This window comes from Viridibacillus sp. NPDC096237 (assembly GCF_050278625.1).
Classification (GTDB): domain Bacteria; phylum Bacillota; class Bacilli; order Bacillales_A; family Planococcaceae; genus Viridibacillus.
The window spans coordinates 381,000-397,952 of sequence record NZ_JBNNTI010000001.1 but is presented as its reverse complement, the minus strand read 5'-3'; the positions used below and the strand labels follow the sequence as shown (position 1 = coordinate 397,952).

At 37.6% G+C, this 16,953-nt stretch carries 18 protein-coding genes; all 18 read left to right on the top strand.

Annotated features, from left to right (window positions below):
• Nucleotide 1 precedes the first annotated feature (1 nt).
• The 18 genes from fabD to ACQKMD_RS01980 all read left to right on the top strand — a co-directional run bounded on the left by fabD (nt 2) and on the right by ACQKMD_RS01980 (nt 16,889).
• The gene (gene fabD / locus ACQKMD_RS02065) at nt 2–964 is read left to right on the top strand and encodes an ACP S-malonyltransferase (protein ID WP_427749000.1); all 963 of its coding nucleotides are present in this window, start codon (nt 2–4) and stop codon (nt 962–964) included.
• Entirely contained in the window at nt 945–1,691 is a 747-nt protein-coding gene (gene fabG / locus ACQKMD_RS02060; RefSeq protein WP_427748998.1) for a 3-oxoacyl-[acyl-carrier-protein] reductase, read from the top strand. Before fabD ends, fabG begins: the two co-directional genes overlap by 20 nt.
• Nucleotides 1,692–1,749: 58 nt before the next feature.
• The gene (locus ACQKMD_RS02055) at nt 1,750–1,986 is read left to right on the top strand and encodes an acyl carrier protein (protein WP_038183995.1); all 237 of its coding nucleotides are present in this window, start codon (nt 1,750–1,752) and stop codon (nt 1,984–1,986) included.
• A 130-nt stretch (nt 1,987–2,116) separates the two neighbouring features.
• Entirely contained in the window at nt 2,117–2,878 is a 762-nt protein-coding gene (gene rnc / locus ACQKMD_RS02050; RefSeq protein ID WP_427749309.1) for a ribonuclease III, read from the top strand.
• Nucleotides 2,879–2,880: 2 nt separating this feature from the next.
• Nucleotides 2,881–6,447 carry a chromosome segregation protein SMC gene (smc, locus tag ACQKMD_RS02045; RefSeq protein WP_427748997.1) on the top strand — a complete coding sequence of 1,189 codons (3,567 nt, stop codon included), beginning with the start codon at nt 2,881–2,883 and terminating at the stop codon, nt 6,445–6,447.
• Between the two features lie 14 nt (nt 6,448–6,461).
• Nucleotides 6,462–7,736, top strand: a complete 1,275-nt coding sequence (gene ftsY / locus ACQKMD_RS02040; RefSeq protein WP_427748995.1) for a signal recognition particle-docking protein FtsY — start codon at nt 6,462–6,464, stop codon at nt 7,734–7,736.
• Between the two features lie 167 nt (nt 7,737–7,903).
• Nucleotides 7,904–8,239: a putative DNA-binding protein gene (locus tag ACQKMD_RS02035; protein WP_427748993.1), complete on the top strand. Its 336-nt coding sequence runs from the start codon at nt 7,904–7,906 to the stop codon at nt 8,237–8,239.
• Nucleotides 8,240–8,251: 12 nt separating this feature from the next.
• Nucleotides 8,252–9,607, top strand: a complete 1,356-nt coding sequence (gene ffh, locus ACQKMD_RS02030; RefSeq protein WP_427748991.1) for a signal recognition particle protein — start codon at nt 8,252–8,254, stop codon at nt 9,605–9,607.
• 104 nt (nt 9,608–9,711) lie between these two features.
• A complete protein-coding gene (gene rpsP / locus ACQKMD_RS02025) occupies nt 9,712–9,984 on the top strand; it encodes a 30S ribosomal protein S16 (protein ID WP_427748989.1) in 273 nt (90 codons plus the stop codon).
• Between the two features lie 14 nt (nt 9,985–9,998).
• Complete coding sequence (locus ACQKMD_RS02020) at nt 9,999–10,232, top strand: KH domain-containing protein (RefSeq protein WP_427748988.1); 234 nt, start codon at nt 9,999–10,001, stop codon at nt 10,230–10,232.
• A 109-nt stretch (nt 10,233–10,341) separates the two neighbouring features.
• Nucleotides 10,342–10,857 (top strand): ribosome maturation factor RimM, encoded by a 516-nt coding sequence (rimM, locus tag ACQKMD_RS02015; protein ID WP_427748986.1) that lies wholly within the window; start codon nt 10,342–10,344, stop codon nt 10,855–10,857.
• A complete protein-coding gene (gene trmD / locus ACQKMD_RS02010) occupies nt 10,857–11,588 on the top strand; it encodes a tRNA (guanosine(37)-N1)-methyltransferase TrmD (RefSeq protein WP_427749307.1) in 732 nt (243 codons plus the stop codon). Before rimM ends, trmD begins: the two co-directional genes overlap by 1 nt.
• Before the next feature lie 125 nt (nt 11,589–11,713).
• Nucleotides 11,714–12,058 carry a 50S ribosomal protein L19 gene (gene rplS / locus ACQKMD_RS02005; protein ID WP_038184017.1) on the top strand — a complete coding sequence of 115 codons (345 nt, stop codon included), beginning with the start codon at nt 11,714–11,716 and terminating at the stop codon, nt 12,056–12,058.
• Between the two features lie 108 nt (nt 12,059–12,166).
• Nucleotides 12,167–12,730: a signal peptidase I gene (gene lepB, locus ACQKMD_RS02000; RefSeq protein ID WP_427748985.1), complete on the top strand. Its 564-nt coding sequence runs from the start codon at nt 12,167–12,169 to the stop codon at nt 12,728–12,730.
• An 18-nt stretch (nt 12,731–12,748) separates the two neighbouring features.
• Nucleotides 12,749–13,609 (top strand): ribosome biogenesis GTPase YlqF, encoded by an 861-nt coding sequence (gene ylqF / locus ACQKMD_RS01995; RefSeq protein WP_427748983.1) that lies wholly within the window; start codon nt 12,749–12,751, stop codon nt 13,607–13,609.
• A 98-nt stretch (nt 13,610–13,707) separates the two neighbouring features.
• The gene (locus ACQKMD_RS01990; RefSeq protein WP_427748982.1) at nt 13,708–14,481 is read left to right on the top strand and encodes a ribonuclease HII; all 774 of its coding nucleotides are present in this window, start codon (nt 13,708–13,710) and stop codon (nt 14,479–14,481) included.
• 6 nt (nt 14,482–14,487) lie between these two features.
• Nucleotides 14,488–16,602: a hypothetical protein gene (locus tag ACQKMD_RS01985; RefSeq protein WP_427748980.1), complete on the top strand. Its 2,115-nt coding sequence runs from the start codon at nt 14,488–14,490 to the stop codon at nt 16,600–16,602.
• Nucleotides 16,599–16,889 (top strand): EscU/YscU/HrcU family type III secretion system export apparatus switch protein, encoded by a 291-nt coding sequence (locus tag ACQKMD_RS01980; RefSeq protein ID WP_427748978.1) that lies wholly within the window; start codon nt 16,599–16,601, stop codon nt 16,887–16,889. The genes ACQKMD_RS01985 and ACQKMD_RS01980 overlap by 4 nt, the downstream gene beginning before the upstream one ends.
• Nucleotides 16,890–16,953: the final 64 nt, after the last annotated feature.

Below are 16,953 nucleotides of genomic sequence, written 5' to 3'. Positions count from 1 at the left end.
CATGACGAAAATCGCTTTTATCTTTCCAGGACAAGGTTCACAATCAGTTGGTATGGGGGCAGAATTTGTAGCTGAGCAACCAGCATGCAAAGCCTACTATAACAAGGCAGATGAATTATTAGGTTATTCATTATCAAAGTTAATGCTCGAAGGACCGGCCGAAGATCTGACGTTGACATACAACGCCCAGCCTGCATTGTTAACGACAAGTGCTATGATAGTAGATAAACTAACAAGAGCAGGGATTACACCAGATTACACAGCAGGACATAGCTTAGGTGAATATACAGCACTAGTGGCATCTGGTGTAATGTCATTCGAGGATGGCGTACAAGCCGTACATAGTCGAGGAATGTTCATGAACGAAGCGGTACCAGCAGGTAAAGGCGCTATGGCTGCTATTTTAGGCTTAGATCGCGATGCGCTGAAGGCTGTGACGGATGAAGTTACGGCATCAGGAGAAGTTGTACAGCTTGCCAACTTAAATTGCCCAGGGCAAATTGTTATTTCTGGTACAAAGGCTGGGGTAGATGAGGCAAGTGTGAAGGCGAAGGAAGCAGGTGCAAAACGTGCTCTTCCTTTAGTTGTAAGTGGACCTTTCCATTCGGAATTAATGCGTCCAGCGGCTAGCAAGTTGCAGGAAAATTTACAACGAAAAGAAATGAAAGATGCTGAAATACCAGTAATCTCAAATGTTACGGCTAAACCTGTGACAAAACAAACTGAAATTCAACAACTATTAGTTGAACAATTATACTCACCTGTATTGTGGGAAGATTCTATTCGAAAAATGATCGACTTAGGTGTGGACGTATTTATCGAATGTGGTCCTGGAAAAGTATTAAGCGGACTTGTAAAAAAAGTAGACCGTCAAGTGAAAACGTATTGTGTATATGATGAAGTAACGTTTGAACAGGTTGTAGAAGCGTCGAAGGAGTGGGCTCATGAAGAAGCTAGAGGGTAAAACAGCTGTTGTAACAGGTGCTTCAAGAGGAATAGGTCGTGCAATTGCATTAACATTAGCAGAACAAGGTGCACGAGTTGTTGTCAACTACAGTGGAAGCCAATCAAAAGCTGAAGAAGTAGTAGCAGAAATTACTGAAAATGGTGGAGAAGCAATTGCTGTACAGGCAAATGTGGCTGATGCTGACGAAGTAACAGCTTTAATGAAAGTTGCAACAGAGACATTTGGTTCATTAGATATTCTCGTAAATAATGCTGGGATAACACGCGATAATTTATTAATGCGTATGAAAGAACAGGACTGGGATGACGTGATGAATACTAACCTAAAAGGTGTATTCTTATGTACGAAGGCTGTCTCACGTCAAATGATGAAGCAACGTGCAGGTCGCATTATTAATGTTGCATCAATTGTTGGTGTTTCTGGTAATGCTGGTCAAGCGAACTATGTTGCAGCAAAAGCAGGTGTTATTGGTTTAACAAAAACATCTGCAAAAGAATTAGCAGCACGTAATATTTATGTTAATGCTGTAGCACCTGGTTTTATTGCGACAGAAATGACAGATGAACTGCCAACTGAAGTAAAAGATCAAATGCTTGGACAAATTCCATTAGCGAAACTAGGGGATCCAAAAGACGTTGCAAAAGTTGTACTATTTTTAGCGTCGGATGATGCAAGTTATATTACAGGACAAACAATCCATGTAGATGGTGGAATGGTTATGTAATTTATATCTATGAACAAACGGGCTTTTTATGTATAATCATTGAGGGGAGGTGACAGATTTGGCAACTGTTATAGAACGTGTAACTAAAGTTGTTGTTGACCGTTTAGGTGTCGACGAGAGCGAAGTGAAATTAGAAGCTTCTTTCCGTGATGATTTAGGTGCGGATTCACTAGATGTAGTAGAACTAGTTATGGAACTTGAAGAAGAATTTGATATGCAAATTGACGACGAGGATGCAGAGAAAATTGCAACTGTTGGTAACGCGGTATCATTCATCGAAAGCAAAATTGGCTAATTATACATTGCTAGGGGCACTTCTTTCATATTTTTGAAGGAAGTGTCTCTTTTTGCTTTTGCACATTGTTGTAGAAAAAGGTAAACTAAACAGGAGTATCAAAAGGAAAATAAGAAGGTTGATGACGATGATGAAAAAAAAGGGACTCTCACACAAAAATGGTGCAATTTCAGAGAAAGCACGCCTCCAATTTGAGGAGTTATTAAATAATTTAGGATTGCATTTTGAAAATGCAAGTTTACTTTACAATGCATTTACGCATTCATCATATGTGAATGAGCATCGTCGTAAACTATTTGAAGATAACGAACGACTAGAGTTTTTAGGAGATGCAGTGTTAGAACTATCTGTCTCTAAATTTCTTTTCCTTAAATTCCCGAAAATGAGCGAAGGTGAACTGACAAAATTGCGTGCAGCAATCGTTTGTGAACCATCACTAGTTATTTTTGCAAATGAATTAAATTTCGGGAAATACGTTTTACTAGGAAAAGGTGAAGAATTAACAGGTGGCCGAGAAAGACCTGCTCTTCTTGCAGACTGTTTTGAAGCATTTGTTGGTGCACTATATTTAGACCAAGGATTAGAAACAGTCGTTGGATTTTTAGAACGTGTCGTTTATCCAAAAGTAGAAATCGGTGCTTTTTCGCATGTGATGGATTTCAAAAGTCAGCTACAAGAAATGGTGCAACAAGCCAATTCTGGTGCGCTTCAATATGAGATTATTAATGAAAACGGACCAGCACATAACCGCACATTCGTATCACATGTTTTATTGGATGAACGCGAATTAGGCGTTGGTCATGGAAAATCGAAGAAAGAAGCTGAACAAAGAGCTGCTCAAAGCGCAATGATTAAATTGCAAAAACAGTCAGCTGACAATCAGGAGGTATAATTTTGTTTCTTAAACGGCTTGAAGTGATTGGTTTTAAATCTTTCGCCGATCGTATTGGTATTGATTTTGTGCCTGGAGTTACTGCTGTCGTTGGTCCAAATGGCAGTGGGAAAAGTAACGTAACGGATGCAATTCGATGGGTACTCGGGGAACAATCCGCAAAATCTCTTCGTGGTGCAAAAATGGAAGATGTCATTTTTGCTGGAAGTGACTCGCGCAAACCGCTTAACTTTGCAGAAGTATCATTGGTATTAGACAACGAGGATGAACGATTACCAATCCCGTATAACGAAGTAAATGTCACTCGTCGAGTATACCGGTCGGGCGATAGCGAATATCTATTAAACAAACAACAATGTAGATTAAAAGATATAACGGATTTGTTCTTAGACTCAGGTCTAGGAAAAGAAGCTTTCTCGATTATTTCACAAGGTCGAGTAGATGAAATTTTAAACAGTCGTCCGGATGATAGACGCTCTATTTTCGAAGAAGCTGCTGGAGTATTAAAATATAAGCAACGTAAGAAAAAAGCTGAGCATAAATTATTCGAAACAGAGGATAACTTGCATCGAGTGCATGATATATTGCATGAGTTAGACAATCGTATTGAACCTTTAAAAATACAAGCGTCTGCTGCAACAGATTATTTAAAGATGTCCAAAGAATTAAAAGACATTGACATAGCGGTTATCGTCCATGATTTACGTGTGTTGCAACAAGCACTTGAAACAATCATAGAGGATAAAAAGCAATTTACTGTAACTGAGCAAGAGCATATACACAATATGGAGAGTAAAGAGGCGCAAGTAGCTTCTATTCGAAAACAAATTACTAAGCTAGATGATTTGTTAGATCAAGCCCAACACCAACTTGTTGAAGCAAGTTCTGAAGTAGAGCGATGGGAAGGCCGTAAAGTATTGATGGCTGAAAAACGCCATAATGCTAGTGCTCAATTAGAAAAATTACAGCAATCACTTGAAAAAGCTCAAATCGCGGAGCGAGAGTGGCGTGTACAACAAGTAGATAAACAAGAACAATTAAAATTAAGACAAAGCACATTCCAATTATTAAAAAAAAGTGTAAAACAGCTTGAAGATAACTTAAATCGTTCTTCAACGGACATTGAAAAAGATATCGAAAATTGGAAGAACACATATATTGATCGCCTCAATGAGGAAGCGTCGGTTAAAAATGAATATAAAAATATTACACAACAGCTGGAGCAACAAGAACAAGCTTCGTTCAAAATTACTAACCAATCTTCAGAAATGGCTGAAGAATTAGCTCAGTTAACGAAAGAACAGCAGGTAATTGAAAGTAAATTAAACGTTGTGAAGAAACAGCTGGAAGAAAAACTGGCTGCTTATTCAGCTTGTCAATTAGAACTAGCGAGTGCGACGAAACAATTTGAAAGTAAACAAGATATGCTTTTTAAAGGTTATCAACATTTACAGCAATTAAAGTCACGTAAAGAAACGTTAGCGGAACTTGAGGCAGACTTCTCAGGGTTTTTCCAAGGTGTAAAAGAAATTTTAATTGCCAGAGAAAACAAAAAGCTATCTGGAATTCACGGAGCGGTTGCCGAGCTTATTCAAGTAAGTGGTGAATATACAAAAGCACTTGAAACAGCATTAGGTGCAACTTCGCAACATATTGTAACCGAGACACAACAGGATGCTCAAAAAGCAATTGCTTGGCTAAAAGAAAAACGAGCTGGCCGCGCAACGTTTTTACCGAAAAATGTTATGAAGTCCCGTAAAATATCTCGGGATGCGCTTGGAGCCGCTGCAACACATCCTTCGTTTATTAATACAGCAGATGAATTAGCGACATTTGACCCGGCATTCAAAACAATTGCAGAAAACTTATTAGGTAATGTATTAGTTGCAAAGGATTTACAAAGTGCAACACAAATCGCTAAATCATGTAATTATCGATATCGCGTCGTAACTTTAGATGGTGATATAGTAAATGCCGGCGGTTCACTTACAGGTGGTTCTACTAAACAACAAACATCGTTATTTAGTCGTAAAGCAGAACTTGAAGATCTAACTAGCCAGCTTGAGCAAATGCAAACTACAATCGAACAAGCTGAAAAAGTTGTTGCTGAGCAAAAAAACTCTGTTTCTGCTAGAACGGTAATGCTTGAAGACTTACGTAAGCAAGGTGAAGTATTACGTGATGAAGAGTTTGAACTTAGTGGGCATTTCCGTGAATTAGAAGCAACGACAAAACGACTTGCTCTACGTGTTACTTTAGTGGCTACTGAACAAGAAGATGCTACTGACCGTTCTTCAAACCTACAAGAAAATCAAATTTCTGCTAAGAAGCGTTTACAAGAATTAACAGAAGAACTAGCTGAGATTAATACTACAATAGAACAATTAAACAGACTTAAAGTACAAAGTGAAACAGCTCAAGATGCATTGAAAGAACAATATGCAGAGAAACGTTCAGAGCTTGCCGTAATTCAAGAACAAGTATCGCAATTAAAACAAGCTTCCGAAGAAGTAACAGTGCAATATGACAAGGCGAAACTGGAAGTCAATAATATCAGTCAAGAAATCAAATGGTTAACGAATGACGAAAGTCAAAATGGACCATCTGATGAAGAAATAACAACAAGTATTACTACTTGGCAGCTTAAAAAGACTGACCTAATTACGACCATTGCTGTAAGCAAGGAAGAAAGAACTCAGCTACAAGTTACTTTGGATAGCTGTGAAGTGGAACTGAAGGAATTGCAACGAGTGCATAAAGGCTTATTAGATGGCTTGCGCAATTATGATGTAAAACTTTCTCAACTTGAGTTTTCGAAGCAAGCTTTGTTAAATCAGTTAGCTGAAGATTATGAGCTTTCTTTAGACGAAGCTATACGGGGAGTAAATGAAGATATAGATGTTGAGATATCCAGAAGAAAAGTAAAATTATTAAAGCAATCTATTATAGAACTTGGTCCCGTTAACTTAAATGCTATAGAGGAATTCGAAACCGTTTCAGAACGACATACTTTTTTAACAGATCAAAGAACAGATCTTATGGAAGCGAAGGAAACGTTACATGAGGCGATTCGTGAAATGGATGAAGAAATGTCAGCACGCTTTAGTGAGACATTCTTGAAAATCCGTGAACACTTCCAAATTGTTTTCCGAGAATTATTCGGAGGTGGGCATGCAGATTTACAACTAGTTGATCCTGACGACTTGCTTGAAACAGGAATTGAAATTGTTGCACAGCCACCTGGTAAGAAGTTGCAAAGTCTGAGTTTACTATCAGGTGGAGAACGTGCTTTAACTGCAATTGCGCTACTCTTTTCTATTTTAAAAACTCGTCCTGTACCATTCTGTATACTAGATGAAGTAGAAGCTGCTCTTGATGAATCGAATGTTACTCGCTATAGTCAGTATTTGAAAAAGTTTAGCCAAGAAACACAATTCATCGTAATTACGCATCGCAAAGGTACGATGGAAGGTGCGGATGTATTGTATGGTATTACGATGCAAGAATCGGGTGTATCAAAACTAGTATCTGTAAAATTAGAACAAGAAGAACCTGTTCTAGTAGGATAAAGGAGCGAATAACAATGAGCTTTTTAAAGCGTATGAAAGAAAAACTAATGGGTACTAAGCCTGAAGAGATTGAAGTAAAACAGACAGAAAAAAAAATTGGAAATCAGGTTGATGATGTAGTCGAGACTACAGAGCAAGAATCGACTGTTCCATCTGTAGAATCTTCTAAAATTGTGGAAGAGCCTATAGTATCTGAACAATCTCTTCAGGTAGAGAAATTGCAACCTAGAGAACTGACTGCAGTTGAAGAAACAACTACTGAAGTTGTAGAATGCGTAGAACCTCAAGAAGAGAAAAAGACAAAATGGGGATTCTCAGCACTTTCAATTACAGAGAAATTTAAAGCGGGCTTAGAAAAAACACGTGATTCATTCACGTCAAAAGTTAATGATTTAGTAGCGCGTTACCGTACTGTTGATGAAGATTTTTTTGAAGAGTTGGAAGACTTGTTACTGCAAGCGGACGTTGGTTTTGAAACTGTGATGGAGCTAATGGATAAATTACGCTTTGAAGTTCAGCGCCAAAACATTAAAGATACGGCTGGTATCCAATCTGTTATTTCAGAAAAGCTTGTTGAAATTTACGAATCCAACGATGAAGAATCAATAGAGCTAAATATACAAGATGGTGAGTTAACAGTTATTCTTTTTGTTGGAGTTAATGGTGTTGGTAAAACAACGACAATTGGGAAATTGGCTCATCGCCTAAAACAAGAAGGGAAATCAGTAATACTTGCAGCGGGTGATACGTTCCGTGCTGGTGCAATAGATCAACTTCAAGTTTGGGGAGACCGCGTCGGTGTGGAAGTTATTAAGCAGGCAGAAGGATCAGATCCTGCTGCAGTAATGTATGACGCCATTCGTGCAGCCAAAAACCGTGGAGCGGATGTCCTTATTTGTGATACAGCCGGACGACTGCAAAATAAAGTTAATTTAATGAATGAATTAGAAAAGGTACATCGTGTGATTTCCCGGGAAATTCCGAATGCTCCGCATGAAGTTTTATTAGCGCTAGATGCAACTACCGGTCAAAATGCACTAGTACAGGCACAGACATTTAAAGAAGCAACAAATGTGACCGGTATTGTATTAACAAAACTAGACGGTACTGCAAAAGGCGGTATAGTACTTGCTATTCGTAACAAATTGCATATTCCAGTAAAATTTGTTGGTTTGGGTGAGAAAATGGATGATTTACAACCGTTTGATACAGAACGCTATGTATATGGTTTATTTGCGGATGCACTTGATCAACAGCTAGCAAAAGAAGAAGAATCAAGCGAGCAATAAATAGATAGATGAAGGATGCGTAGCTATTTTGGCTATGCATTTTTCGTCAATGCATATTTGTAATAAAAAAGAGTTTAAATGCATTTGGACAAGTATTTTTACTTGACAGAAAACCGATTATTCCTTATGATACTAAAAGAATGTGTAAAACAGGGGAGAGATTTCTTATGCTACTTGAAAAAACGACACGCATGAACTTTCTCTTCGACTTTTATCAAGCATTGTTGACAGATAAACAACGTAGCTATATGCAACTTTATTACCTAGATGACCATTCACTTGGTGAAATTGCTGAAGCTTATGAAGTATCGCGTCAAGCAGTTTACGATAATATTCGTAGAACAGAAGCTATGCTTGAAGAATATGAAGACAAACTTCGATTATTCGAGAAATTTCAAAACAGACAACAAATAATTGCAGAGCTATCAAAAAAAATTACTGATAATAGTTCCCCGCAAACTGTGTGGCTAGAACTTATTGAACAGTTAAAGCAATGGGATTAGGAGGCGGCATGCATGGCATTTGAAGGATTAGCGGAGCGACTCCAAGGTACGATTTCGAAGATTAAAGGCAAAGGGAAAGTGACGGAACAAGACGTTAAAGAAATGATGCGTGAAGTCCGTTTTGCCTTGATAGAAGCGGACGTTAACTTAAAAGTTGTAAAATCTTTTATTAAGCGCGTTAGTGAACGAGCAATCGGTCAAGACGTCATGAAAAGTCTAACACCCGGTCAACAAGTTATTAAAATCGTAAAAGATGAACTGACAGAATTAATGGGAGGAGAACAAAGTCCTATTAAGTTCTCTCAAAAACCACCAACTGTTATCTTAATGGTAGGTTTACAAGGTGCCGGTAAAACAACAACTACTGGTAAAGTTGCCAATGTTTTACGCAAAAAATACAATCGTAAACCATTGCTTGTAGCAGCGGATGTCTATCGTCCAGCAGCGATTAAGCAATTGCAAACATTAGGTGATCAGTTATCTTTGCCAGTATTTGCTCTTGGTACGGAAGTATCTCCGGTGGATATTGTCCGCCAAGCGCTGGAACACGCAAAAGAAGAGCATCATGATGTCGTATTAATTGATACAGCAGGTCGACTTCATATTGATGAAAACTTAATGCAAGAGTTGAAAGATATTCGCGGATTAAGAGAACCAGATGAAGTCTTCTTAGTTGTCGATTCTATGACAGGTCAAGATGCTGTAAACGTAGCTAATAGCTTCAATGAAGCAGTAGGTATTACGGGTGTTGTTCTAACGAAGTTAGATGGGGATACACGTGGTGGTGCGGCTTTATCAATCCGCTCTGTTACAGAAAAACCAATTAAATTTGTCGGTATGGGTGAGAAAATGGATGCTTTAGAGCCATTCCATCCAGAACGTATGGCTTCTCGTATTCTTGGTATGGGAGACATGATGTCTTTAATTGAGAAAGCGCAAGCGAACGTCGACGAAGAAAAAGCAAAAGAAATGGAAGAAAAGTTCAGAACACAGAGCTTTACTTTCGATGATTTCTTAGATCAAATGAGCCAAGTAAAAAAAATGGGACCTTTGGATGAAATTTTAAAAATGCTTCCAGGTGCCAATAAAATTAAAGGCTTAGAAAATGCGAAAATCGATGATAAACAAATTGGTCATATAGAGGCCATTATTCTATCGATGACTCCAGCTGAAAAAACGAATCCTGAGATCATCAACTCAAGTCGTAAAAAACGAATTGCAAAAGGGTCGGGTTGCTCTGTTCAAGAAATAAATCGACTTTTAAAACAATTTGAAGATATGAAGAAAATGATGAAACAAATGACGGGTATGACGCAAAAAGGGAAGAAAAAAATGAAACTTCCTGGCTTAGATTCATTGTTTAAATAATTTTTCAAACTAAAAATTAGTGTGTTAAGAAAAAACACTTTACAAACAATCCAAAGCTTGCTATTATACTATCTTGTGTGAAACTATTCGGAGGTGCAATTAAAATGGCAGTAAAAATTCGCTTAAAACGTATCGGGGCAAAAAAAGCTCCTTTCTATCGTATTGTAGTAGCAGACGCTCGCGCACCACGCGACGGCCGCTCAATTGAAACAATTGGTACATTCAATCCTTTAACTACTCCAGAAGAAGTTAAGATTGATGAAGAAAAAGCATTAGCATGGTTAGCAAATGGTGCAAAACCATCTGATACAGTACGTAACTTGTTCTCATCACAAGGCATTATGGAAAAATTCCATAACTCAAAAATGAGTAAATAATCGGAGGTGACAGCATGAAGCAGCTGATTGAAACAATCGTTAAACCTTTAGTCGATTATCCAGAAGAAGTTCATATTACAACCGAGGAGAGTACGAATCGAATTGTATATAAACTTTCTGTTCACCCTAGTGATATGGGAAAAGTAATTGGTAAACAGGGCCGTGTTGCAAAAGCAATGCGTACAATTGTTTATTCAGCAGCGGGCAGTCATCATAAGAAGAAGACATATGTCGATATTCTAGATTAGTCAAAAAGGAGGGAGCTTTTGTTCCTTCCTTTTTTGTTACGATTAAAATCAAATTCATCCTATAATAATGTATTAAGGATGTTCACATATTTATAAAGAGGTGATTTAGATGGAATGGTATAACGTAGGTAAAATCGTTAATACACATGGTATAAGAGGTGAGGTGCGTGTTATCTCACAAACGGACTTCCCTGAAGAACGCTATGTAGTAGGAGAACAAATTGCACTTTTTAAAAAAGATTCTAAAAAACCATTAAGACTAACAATCGCATCAGCACGTGCTCATAAAAATTTTATTCTACTATCATTTGAGGGATATCCAAATATTAATGATGTAGAAGACTTCCGTGACGGTATTTTAAAAGTATCTGAAAAGCAACTAAGTGAATTAGAAGATGATGAATACTATTACCATGAAATCATTGGCTGTACTGTTTTTGATGAAGAAGGTACAGAAATTGGACAAGTAAAAGAAATTTTCGAAACTGGTGCCAATGATGTTTGGACACTAAAAGGTGTCAATGGTAAGGATCAGTATATTCCGGTAATAGACGACGTCATTAAAGAAATCGATGTTGATGAGAAGAAAATCATCATTCATGTCATGGATGGTTTGTTATCATGATGAATATCCAAGTACTATCGCTATTCCCTAATATGTTTGAAGGCGTATTTGGTTCTTCTATTTTAAAAAAGGCTCAAGAAAAAGGGGCCGTTACGTTAGGTGTAACAGATTTTCGCGAATTTTCGATTAACAAGCACAACCAAGTGGACGATTATCCGTACGGCGGTGGAGCAGGTATGATATTAAAGCCGGAACCCCTTTTTAACGCCGTAGAAGCGCTTGTAAGCGAAGGTAAAAAGCCGCGTATCATTTTGATGTGTCCACAAGGAGAACGCTATACACAAGCTAAAGCAGAGGAATTAGCGCAAGAGGAAGACTTGATCTTCCTTTGTGGTCATTATGAAGGTTATGATGAGCGAATTCGACAGCATCTTGTAACGGATGAAATTTCTATTGGGGATTATGTCTTAACAGGCGGTGAGTTGGGGGCGATGACAGTGATTGATAGTGTCGTTCGTCTATTGCCTGGAGTTTTAGGAAATAACGATTCACCAGTATTGGATTCTTTTTCAACCGGTTTACTAGAGCACCCACATTATACTCGTCCTGCTGAATTCCGTGGTATGAGAGTACCGGATGTTTTACTTTCTGGTAACCATGCGAAAATTGACGAATGGCGTGAGCAACAATCTATTAAAAGAACGTTTGAGAGACGCCCGGATCTGCTTGATAAAATGGAGTTAAATCCAAAGCAACAAAAATACTTGAATATATTGAAATCGGGTAAATAATTATTGCACAGTAACGCAATTTATGATAATATTTAAAATGCATTTCTATGAGAAATGCCGAATTACGGTGTTCCGCTGTTTCATCAAGAAGAGTTACAAGAACATCTGTCTAAGGAGAGAAAATAATGTCAAACATCATTACAGAAATCACTAAAGAACAACTTCGCACAGACATTCCTGCGTTCCGCGCTGGAGATACTGTAAAAATCGACGTTAAAGTAGTCGAAGGAACTCGCGAACGTATTCAAGTATACGAAGGAGTAGTTATTAAACGTCGTGGTGGCGGTATTAGCGAAACTTTCACAGTTCGTAAAATTTCTTACGGCGTAGGTGTTGAGCGTACGTTCCCAGTTAACACTCCAAAAATCGCTAACTTACAAGTAGTACGTCGCGGTAAAGTACGTCGCGCTAAATTATACTACCTACGTAACTTACGCGGTAAAGCGGCTCGTATTAAAGAAATTCGATAATACATTTTTTTGCCGAAGAGAGAGCTTGTTTTACAAGCTCTCTTTCTTTTTGCTTGAAATGATAAATCCTTGTACAATAAGAACAGAATAGTCAAGGGGGACATCGAAATGGAAAAAACAAAAAAAGAGAAAAATGAGTTATGGGAATGGACAAAGGCATTAGTCATTGCTTTTGCATTAGCTGCAATTATCCGTTATTTTTTATTCACTCCTATTGTAGTAGATGGCGACTCTATGATGCCAACCCTTGAAAATGGCGACCGCATGATTGTAAATAAGATTGGCTATAAAATCGGTGACTTGCACCGTTTTGATATAGTTGTATTCCACGCACCGGAAAAGAAAGATTATATTAAACGTATTATTGGTTTACCAGGAGATCAGCTAAAATATAAAAATGATCAGCTTTATATCAATGGCAAGGCAATTGCGGAGCCTTACTTACAACAATATAAAGATGAACTTACAGATGAAGGTACATTAACTGAAGACTTTACACTTGCGGATATCGAACAGCTGGATAAAATTCCAGATGGTTATGTTTTTGTAATGGGAGATAATCGTCGTTATAGTAAAGATAGTCGTGTCATTGGGGTTGTATCAGTAGATGAAATTATCGGTAAAACAAGTATTGTTTTTTGGCCTTATGATCAAATTGGTACCGTGAAATAACGAATAGGAGTGAAACAAATGACCATTCAATGGTTTCCGGGACATATGGCGAAGGCTCGTCGTGAAGTAACTGAAAAACTGAAATTGGTTGATATTATTTTTGAATTGATTGATGCACGCTTGCCATTATCTTCAAGAAATCCAATGCTAGATGAAGTAATTCATCAAAAAACACGTTTACTTATTTTGAACAAAGCGGATATGGCTGATGAAGTTCAAACACGTAAATGGATAGATTATTTTGAATCAAAAGGGCACCGTGCTGTAGCTATTAATTCATTAGATGGTAAGGGACTTAACAAAGTAACAAAAGCTGCACAAGAGTTATTAGCTGAGAAATGGGATCGTATGCGCTCAAAAGGTATGAAACCACGTGCAATTCGTGCGATGATTGTGGGTATACCGAACGTAGGGAAATCGACATTGATTAATCGACTTGCCAAAAAGAATATTGCTAAAACAGGCAATACACCTGGTGTAACAAAATCGCAACAGTGGATTAAATTTGGCAAAGAACTTGAACTATTAGATACACCAGGAATTCTATGGCCGAAATTCGAAGATCAAGAAGTAGGCTATAAGCTTGCCTTAACTGGTGCTATCAAAGATACCATTACAAATATGGACGACCTAGCTGTATACGGGTTAAACTTCTTGAGTAAGCATTATAAAGGTCGTATGGAAGAGCGTTATAAATTTTCAGAAGTCAGCGAAGATCTTGTAGAGACATATAATCATATCGGTCAATTACGTAGAGTATATACAACAGGCGGTGAAATTGACTACGACCAAGTTGCTGAACTAATTGTACGAGATATTCGTAATCAGCAATTAGGTAAGCTGACATTCGACTTTGTAGAAGATATAATCGAAGAATAAAAAAGAACCTTTTTTACCTTATGGTGAAAAAGGTTTTTTTCTAGATTTTTTAGCAATAGTGCCGATAGTATAAATAGATACAAAAGGGAGTTCTAGTTTTGAAAACAATAAAAGACATTAAAGAAGTATTAAATAATGAGCAGCAATACCAATCTTGGATGGCGGAGGTAGAAGCGGATGAACGCTTGGGTGTACAAAAAGTGTGGCAACAATGGCTTAGAAAAAAAGCGAAGCTAGACAAACTATTAGCCGAGCATCAAGAGAAACTACAATTTGATAACTCTTATCGTACTCATCCATCTGCCTATATTGCAGGTACAGATGAAGCAGGTAGGGGTCCATTAGCGGGTCCTGTTGTTACCGCAGCGGTTATTTTACCAAATGATTGCCCAGAGCTTGTTGGATTAAATGATTCCAAACAGTTATCGAAAGAAACAAGAGAGTCATTTATTGCGAAAATTATGGAATGTGCTATCACGACTTCTATTCATTTTCAGTCTGCAGAAGTAATTGATAACCTCAATATTTACGAAGCGACAAAACAGTCCATGAAGGCCTCTATAGAAACGCTACAAGTGAAACCTGATTTTGTTTTAGCAGATGCAATGACTTTGCCAATTGATATTCCTCAAGATTCCATCATTAAAGGTGATGCTAAAAGCTTAGCTATCGCAGCTGCTTCTATATTGGCGAAAACTGCACGTGATTACTACATGGAAGAAATGGATGCTAAATACCCGCAATACGGTTTTGCGCAACATGCGGGTTACGGTACAAAACAACATCTAGAAGCTTTACGTGAATTTGGACCTACAGACATTCATAGAACAACATTTGAACCAATCAAATCAATGATTCTTGAGAAAGGGTGAAGAGTATTGGCTTATACTTCGTTTTCGTCCATACAAATGCAACAAAATCAAAGTATAAATACACAACAGCCAGTGGCCTTAAAACAAGGTCAAGTATTTCACGGCACGATTAAACAGCTTTTTCCTGACAACCAAGCAGAGGTACAGTTGGGTGGGCATCGTTTTATGGCAAAGTTAGAAGTGCCAATGCAAGCTGGCAATGCACATTATTTTCAAGTCACTGGCATAGAGCCGGACTTACAACTGAAAGTCGTATCTGGCCCAATCAATCAAACAGGTACATTAACACAACAAATTAATCAATTATTAGATTCTATGCAACTTCCGAAAACATCCGAAATGCAACAAATTGCTGCCTATTTCTTAAAAGAAAACGTACCGATGTCTAAAGAACAGCTAACGCAAGCAGAACAGTTAGTAAAACAATTACCTGCGGGTATTACGATGAAAGATGCCTTACAAGCCTTGCAAAAAATAATTGACTTAAAAATGCCTATGCAACAAGACACATTCCAAGCGCTAATACAAGGTGGGATGAAAGAAGGTTTCACTCAAACGTTAGATGCTTTACGGCAACTATTACAACAGGATACATCTTTATCGCCAGCTGTTCGTGAGAAATTGCTACAACAACTTCAATTGCTAGCTAAACCATTTGAAACTGAAACAGGTGGTGCAATTTTAGCGAAAATTATTCAATCTCTAACAGACGCAAATGCATCACCGACTGATAAGAACATTTTAATCCAAATGCTAAAAGAAGTGGGTATATTACCGAAAAACGCCAATATTTTTAACTGGACGACTAATGCTATGCAAGGGCCATCTGTATCAAATTTCAACTCACTAGGACAATTATTACAACAAATACAAATGGCAACACCAAAAGAAGCAGTGGTACTAATTCAGCAATTACAAACTGCCATTACGAAAAATGATAATTTGACAGATACACAAAAAGCAGAACTGCAACAGATTTTGACTAAATTCAATGCTGGTCAAACTTCACAGCAGACGTTACAAACGCTTGTGAAGGATGTTCAGGGACAATTAGGGAGAATGAGTCAAACACACTTTACAGAACCTTCTACGACGCAATTACTGCAAAATATTCAGCCTGGTAGTCAAAAGGACATGCCAGAGTTCATTGCACAGCTAAAAGGATCAATTGAATCACAAAGTTTAATGTCAGCACCACAGAAAGAAGCGCTTATTAATACCCTTGCAAATAGTACACAGCAATCTATGCAAGTCTTAGTTAAGGAATTACATGGTCAACTTATGAAAGTATTTAGCCAAATAGCTGAGCAACAGCCCTTCAAAACCGATGAACAAAATATAACAGCCAAACAACATTTAATGACATTAATGAATGTGGCTAATGCAACGGATGATATGAAACTTAGAGAATTAACACAAATCGCAAGTAAATCAGCAGAGCCTTTCATTCAGCAATTAGTATCACAAGCTGAGCAGAATGTTCATAATGCAATAGATAGTAAAGCTTTAGAATCAGCTATGAAACAAACTTTGCAACATCTAGGATTAAGCTATGAAGCAAAATTACTTAATAAAACAGCGGATATTCAGCAGCTTGCTGGGCAATTGAAACCGCAGTTATTATCATTACTACAAGATCCATCAGCTTCAGATACTACAAAAGCTGTGGCTGAGCAAATTGTTGCGCGTATGAATGGAATGCAATACTTATCTGGAGAAAATGGACCACAACATCAAATAATCATGCAAATTCCTTTGGAGTTTTTTGGGCGTAAAACAGATGCCACGTTACAATGGAATGGCCGTATGAAGGACGATGGTAAAATTGACGCAGATTATGCGAGGGTTTTATTCTATTTGCAATTGAATTCTCTACAAGAAACGGTAATTGATATGCAGGTTCAGAGTCGCGTCGTCACAGTAACTATTTATAACGAGAAAAATCAGTTGAAAGAATTAGCAGAGCCTCTTAAAAATGCGTTAAAAAAAGGATTATTATCTCATGATTATCAATTATCTGGTGTCTTTATGAAAAAATTCGCAGAAAATCAACCGATGAAATCAACGCTAACTGCAAAAAACTCAAAGGATGATAACGGGGGAGTTGATATTCGCATATGATTGAAGAAAAACAGTCACATGAACGCAAAGAAGCTGTTGCTCTTTCCTTTAATCCAAATGGGTTTGAAGCCCCAAAAGTGATTGCGAAGGGTAAAGGGAAAATAGCAGAAAATATTTTAGAACAGGCAAAAGATAATGATATTCCTATTCAAGAAGATCCAACCCTTGTCCAATTATTGGGACAGCTAGATTTAAATGAGTCGATTCCTGAGGAACTTTATCAGGCGGTTGCTGAGGTATTTGCGTTTATTTATCATTTAGATAAAAATTATGAAAATTCTAAATAATAGTCAAAAAAAGTCGATATTAGTCGCATTAAATCCGTTGGTACATGTATATTTCGAGCATATT

Bases quoted from the DNA above. Each gene is read 5' to 3' on its own strand.
- fabD (WP_427749000.1), top strand. From the start codon at position 2: ATGACGAAAATCGCTTTTATCTTTCCAGGACAAGGTTCACAATCAGTT.
- fabG (WP_427748998.1), top strand. From the start codon at position 945: ATGAAGAAGCTAGAGGGTAAAACAGCTGTTGTAACAGGTGCTTCAAGA.
- rnc (WP_427749309.1), top strand. From the start codon at position 2,117: ATGAAAAAAAAGGGACTCTCACACAAAAATGGTGCAATTTCAGAGAAA.
- ftsY (WP_427748995.1), top strand. From the start codon at position 6,462: ATGAGCTTTTTAAAGCGTATGAAAGAAAAACTAATGGGTACTAAGCCT.
- ACQKMD_RS02035 (WP_427748993.1), top strand. From the start codon at position 7,904: ATGCTACTTGAAAAAACGACACGCATGAACTTTCTCTTCGACTTTTAT.
- ffh (WP_427748991.1), top strand. From the start codon at position 8,252: ATGGCATTTGAAGGATTAGCGGAGCGACTCCAAGGTACGATTTCGAAG.
- rpsP (WP_427748989.1), top strand. From the start codon at position 9,712: ATGGCAGTAAAAATTCGCTTAAAACGTATCGGGGCAAAAAAAGCTCCT.
- ACQKMD_RS02020 (WP_427748988.1), top strand. From the start codon at position 9,999: ATGAAGCAGCTGATTGAAACAATCGTTAAACCTTTAGTCGATTATCCA.
- rimM (WP_427748986.1), top strand. From the start codon at position 10,342: ATGGAATGGTATAACGTAGGTAAAATCGTTAATACACATGGTATAAGA.
- trmD (WP_427749307.1), top strand. From the start codon at position 10,857: ATGAATATCCAAGTACTATCGCTATTCCCTAATATGTTTGAAGGCGTA.
- rplS (WP_038184017.1), top strand. From the start codon at position 11,714: ATGTCAAACATCATTACAGAAATCACTAAAGAACAACTTCGCACAGAC.
- lepB (WP_427748985.1), top strand. From the start codon at position 12,167: ATGGAAAAAACAAAAAAAGAGAAAAATGAGTTATGGGAATGGACAAAG.
- ylqF (WP_427748983.1), top strand. From the start codon at position 12,749: ATGACCATTCAATGGTTTCCGGGACATATGGCGAAGGCTCGTCGTGAA.
- ACQKMD_RS01980 (WP_427748978.1), top strand. From the start codon at position 16,599: ATGATTGAAGAAAAACAGTCACATGAACGCAAAGAAGCTGTTGCTCTT.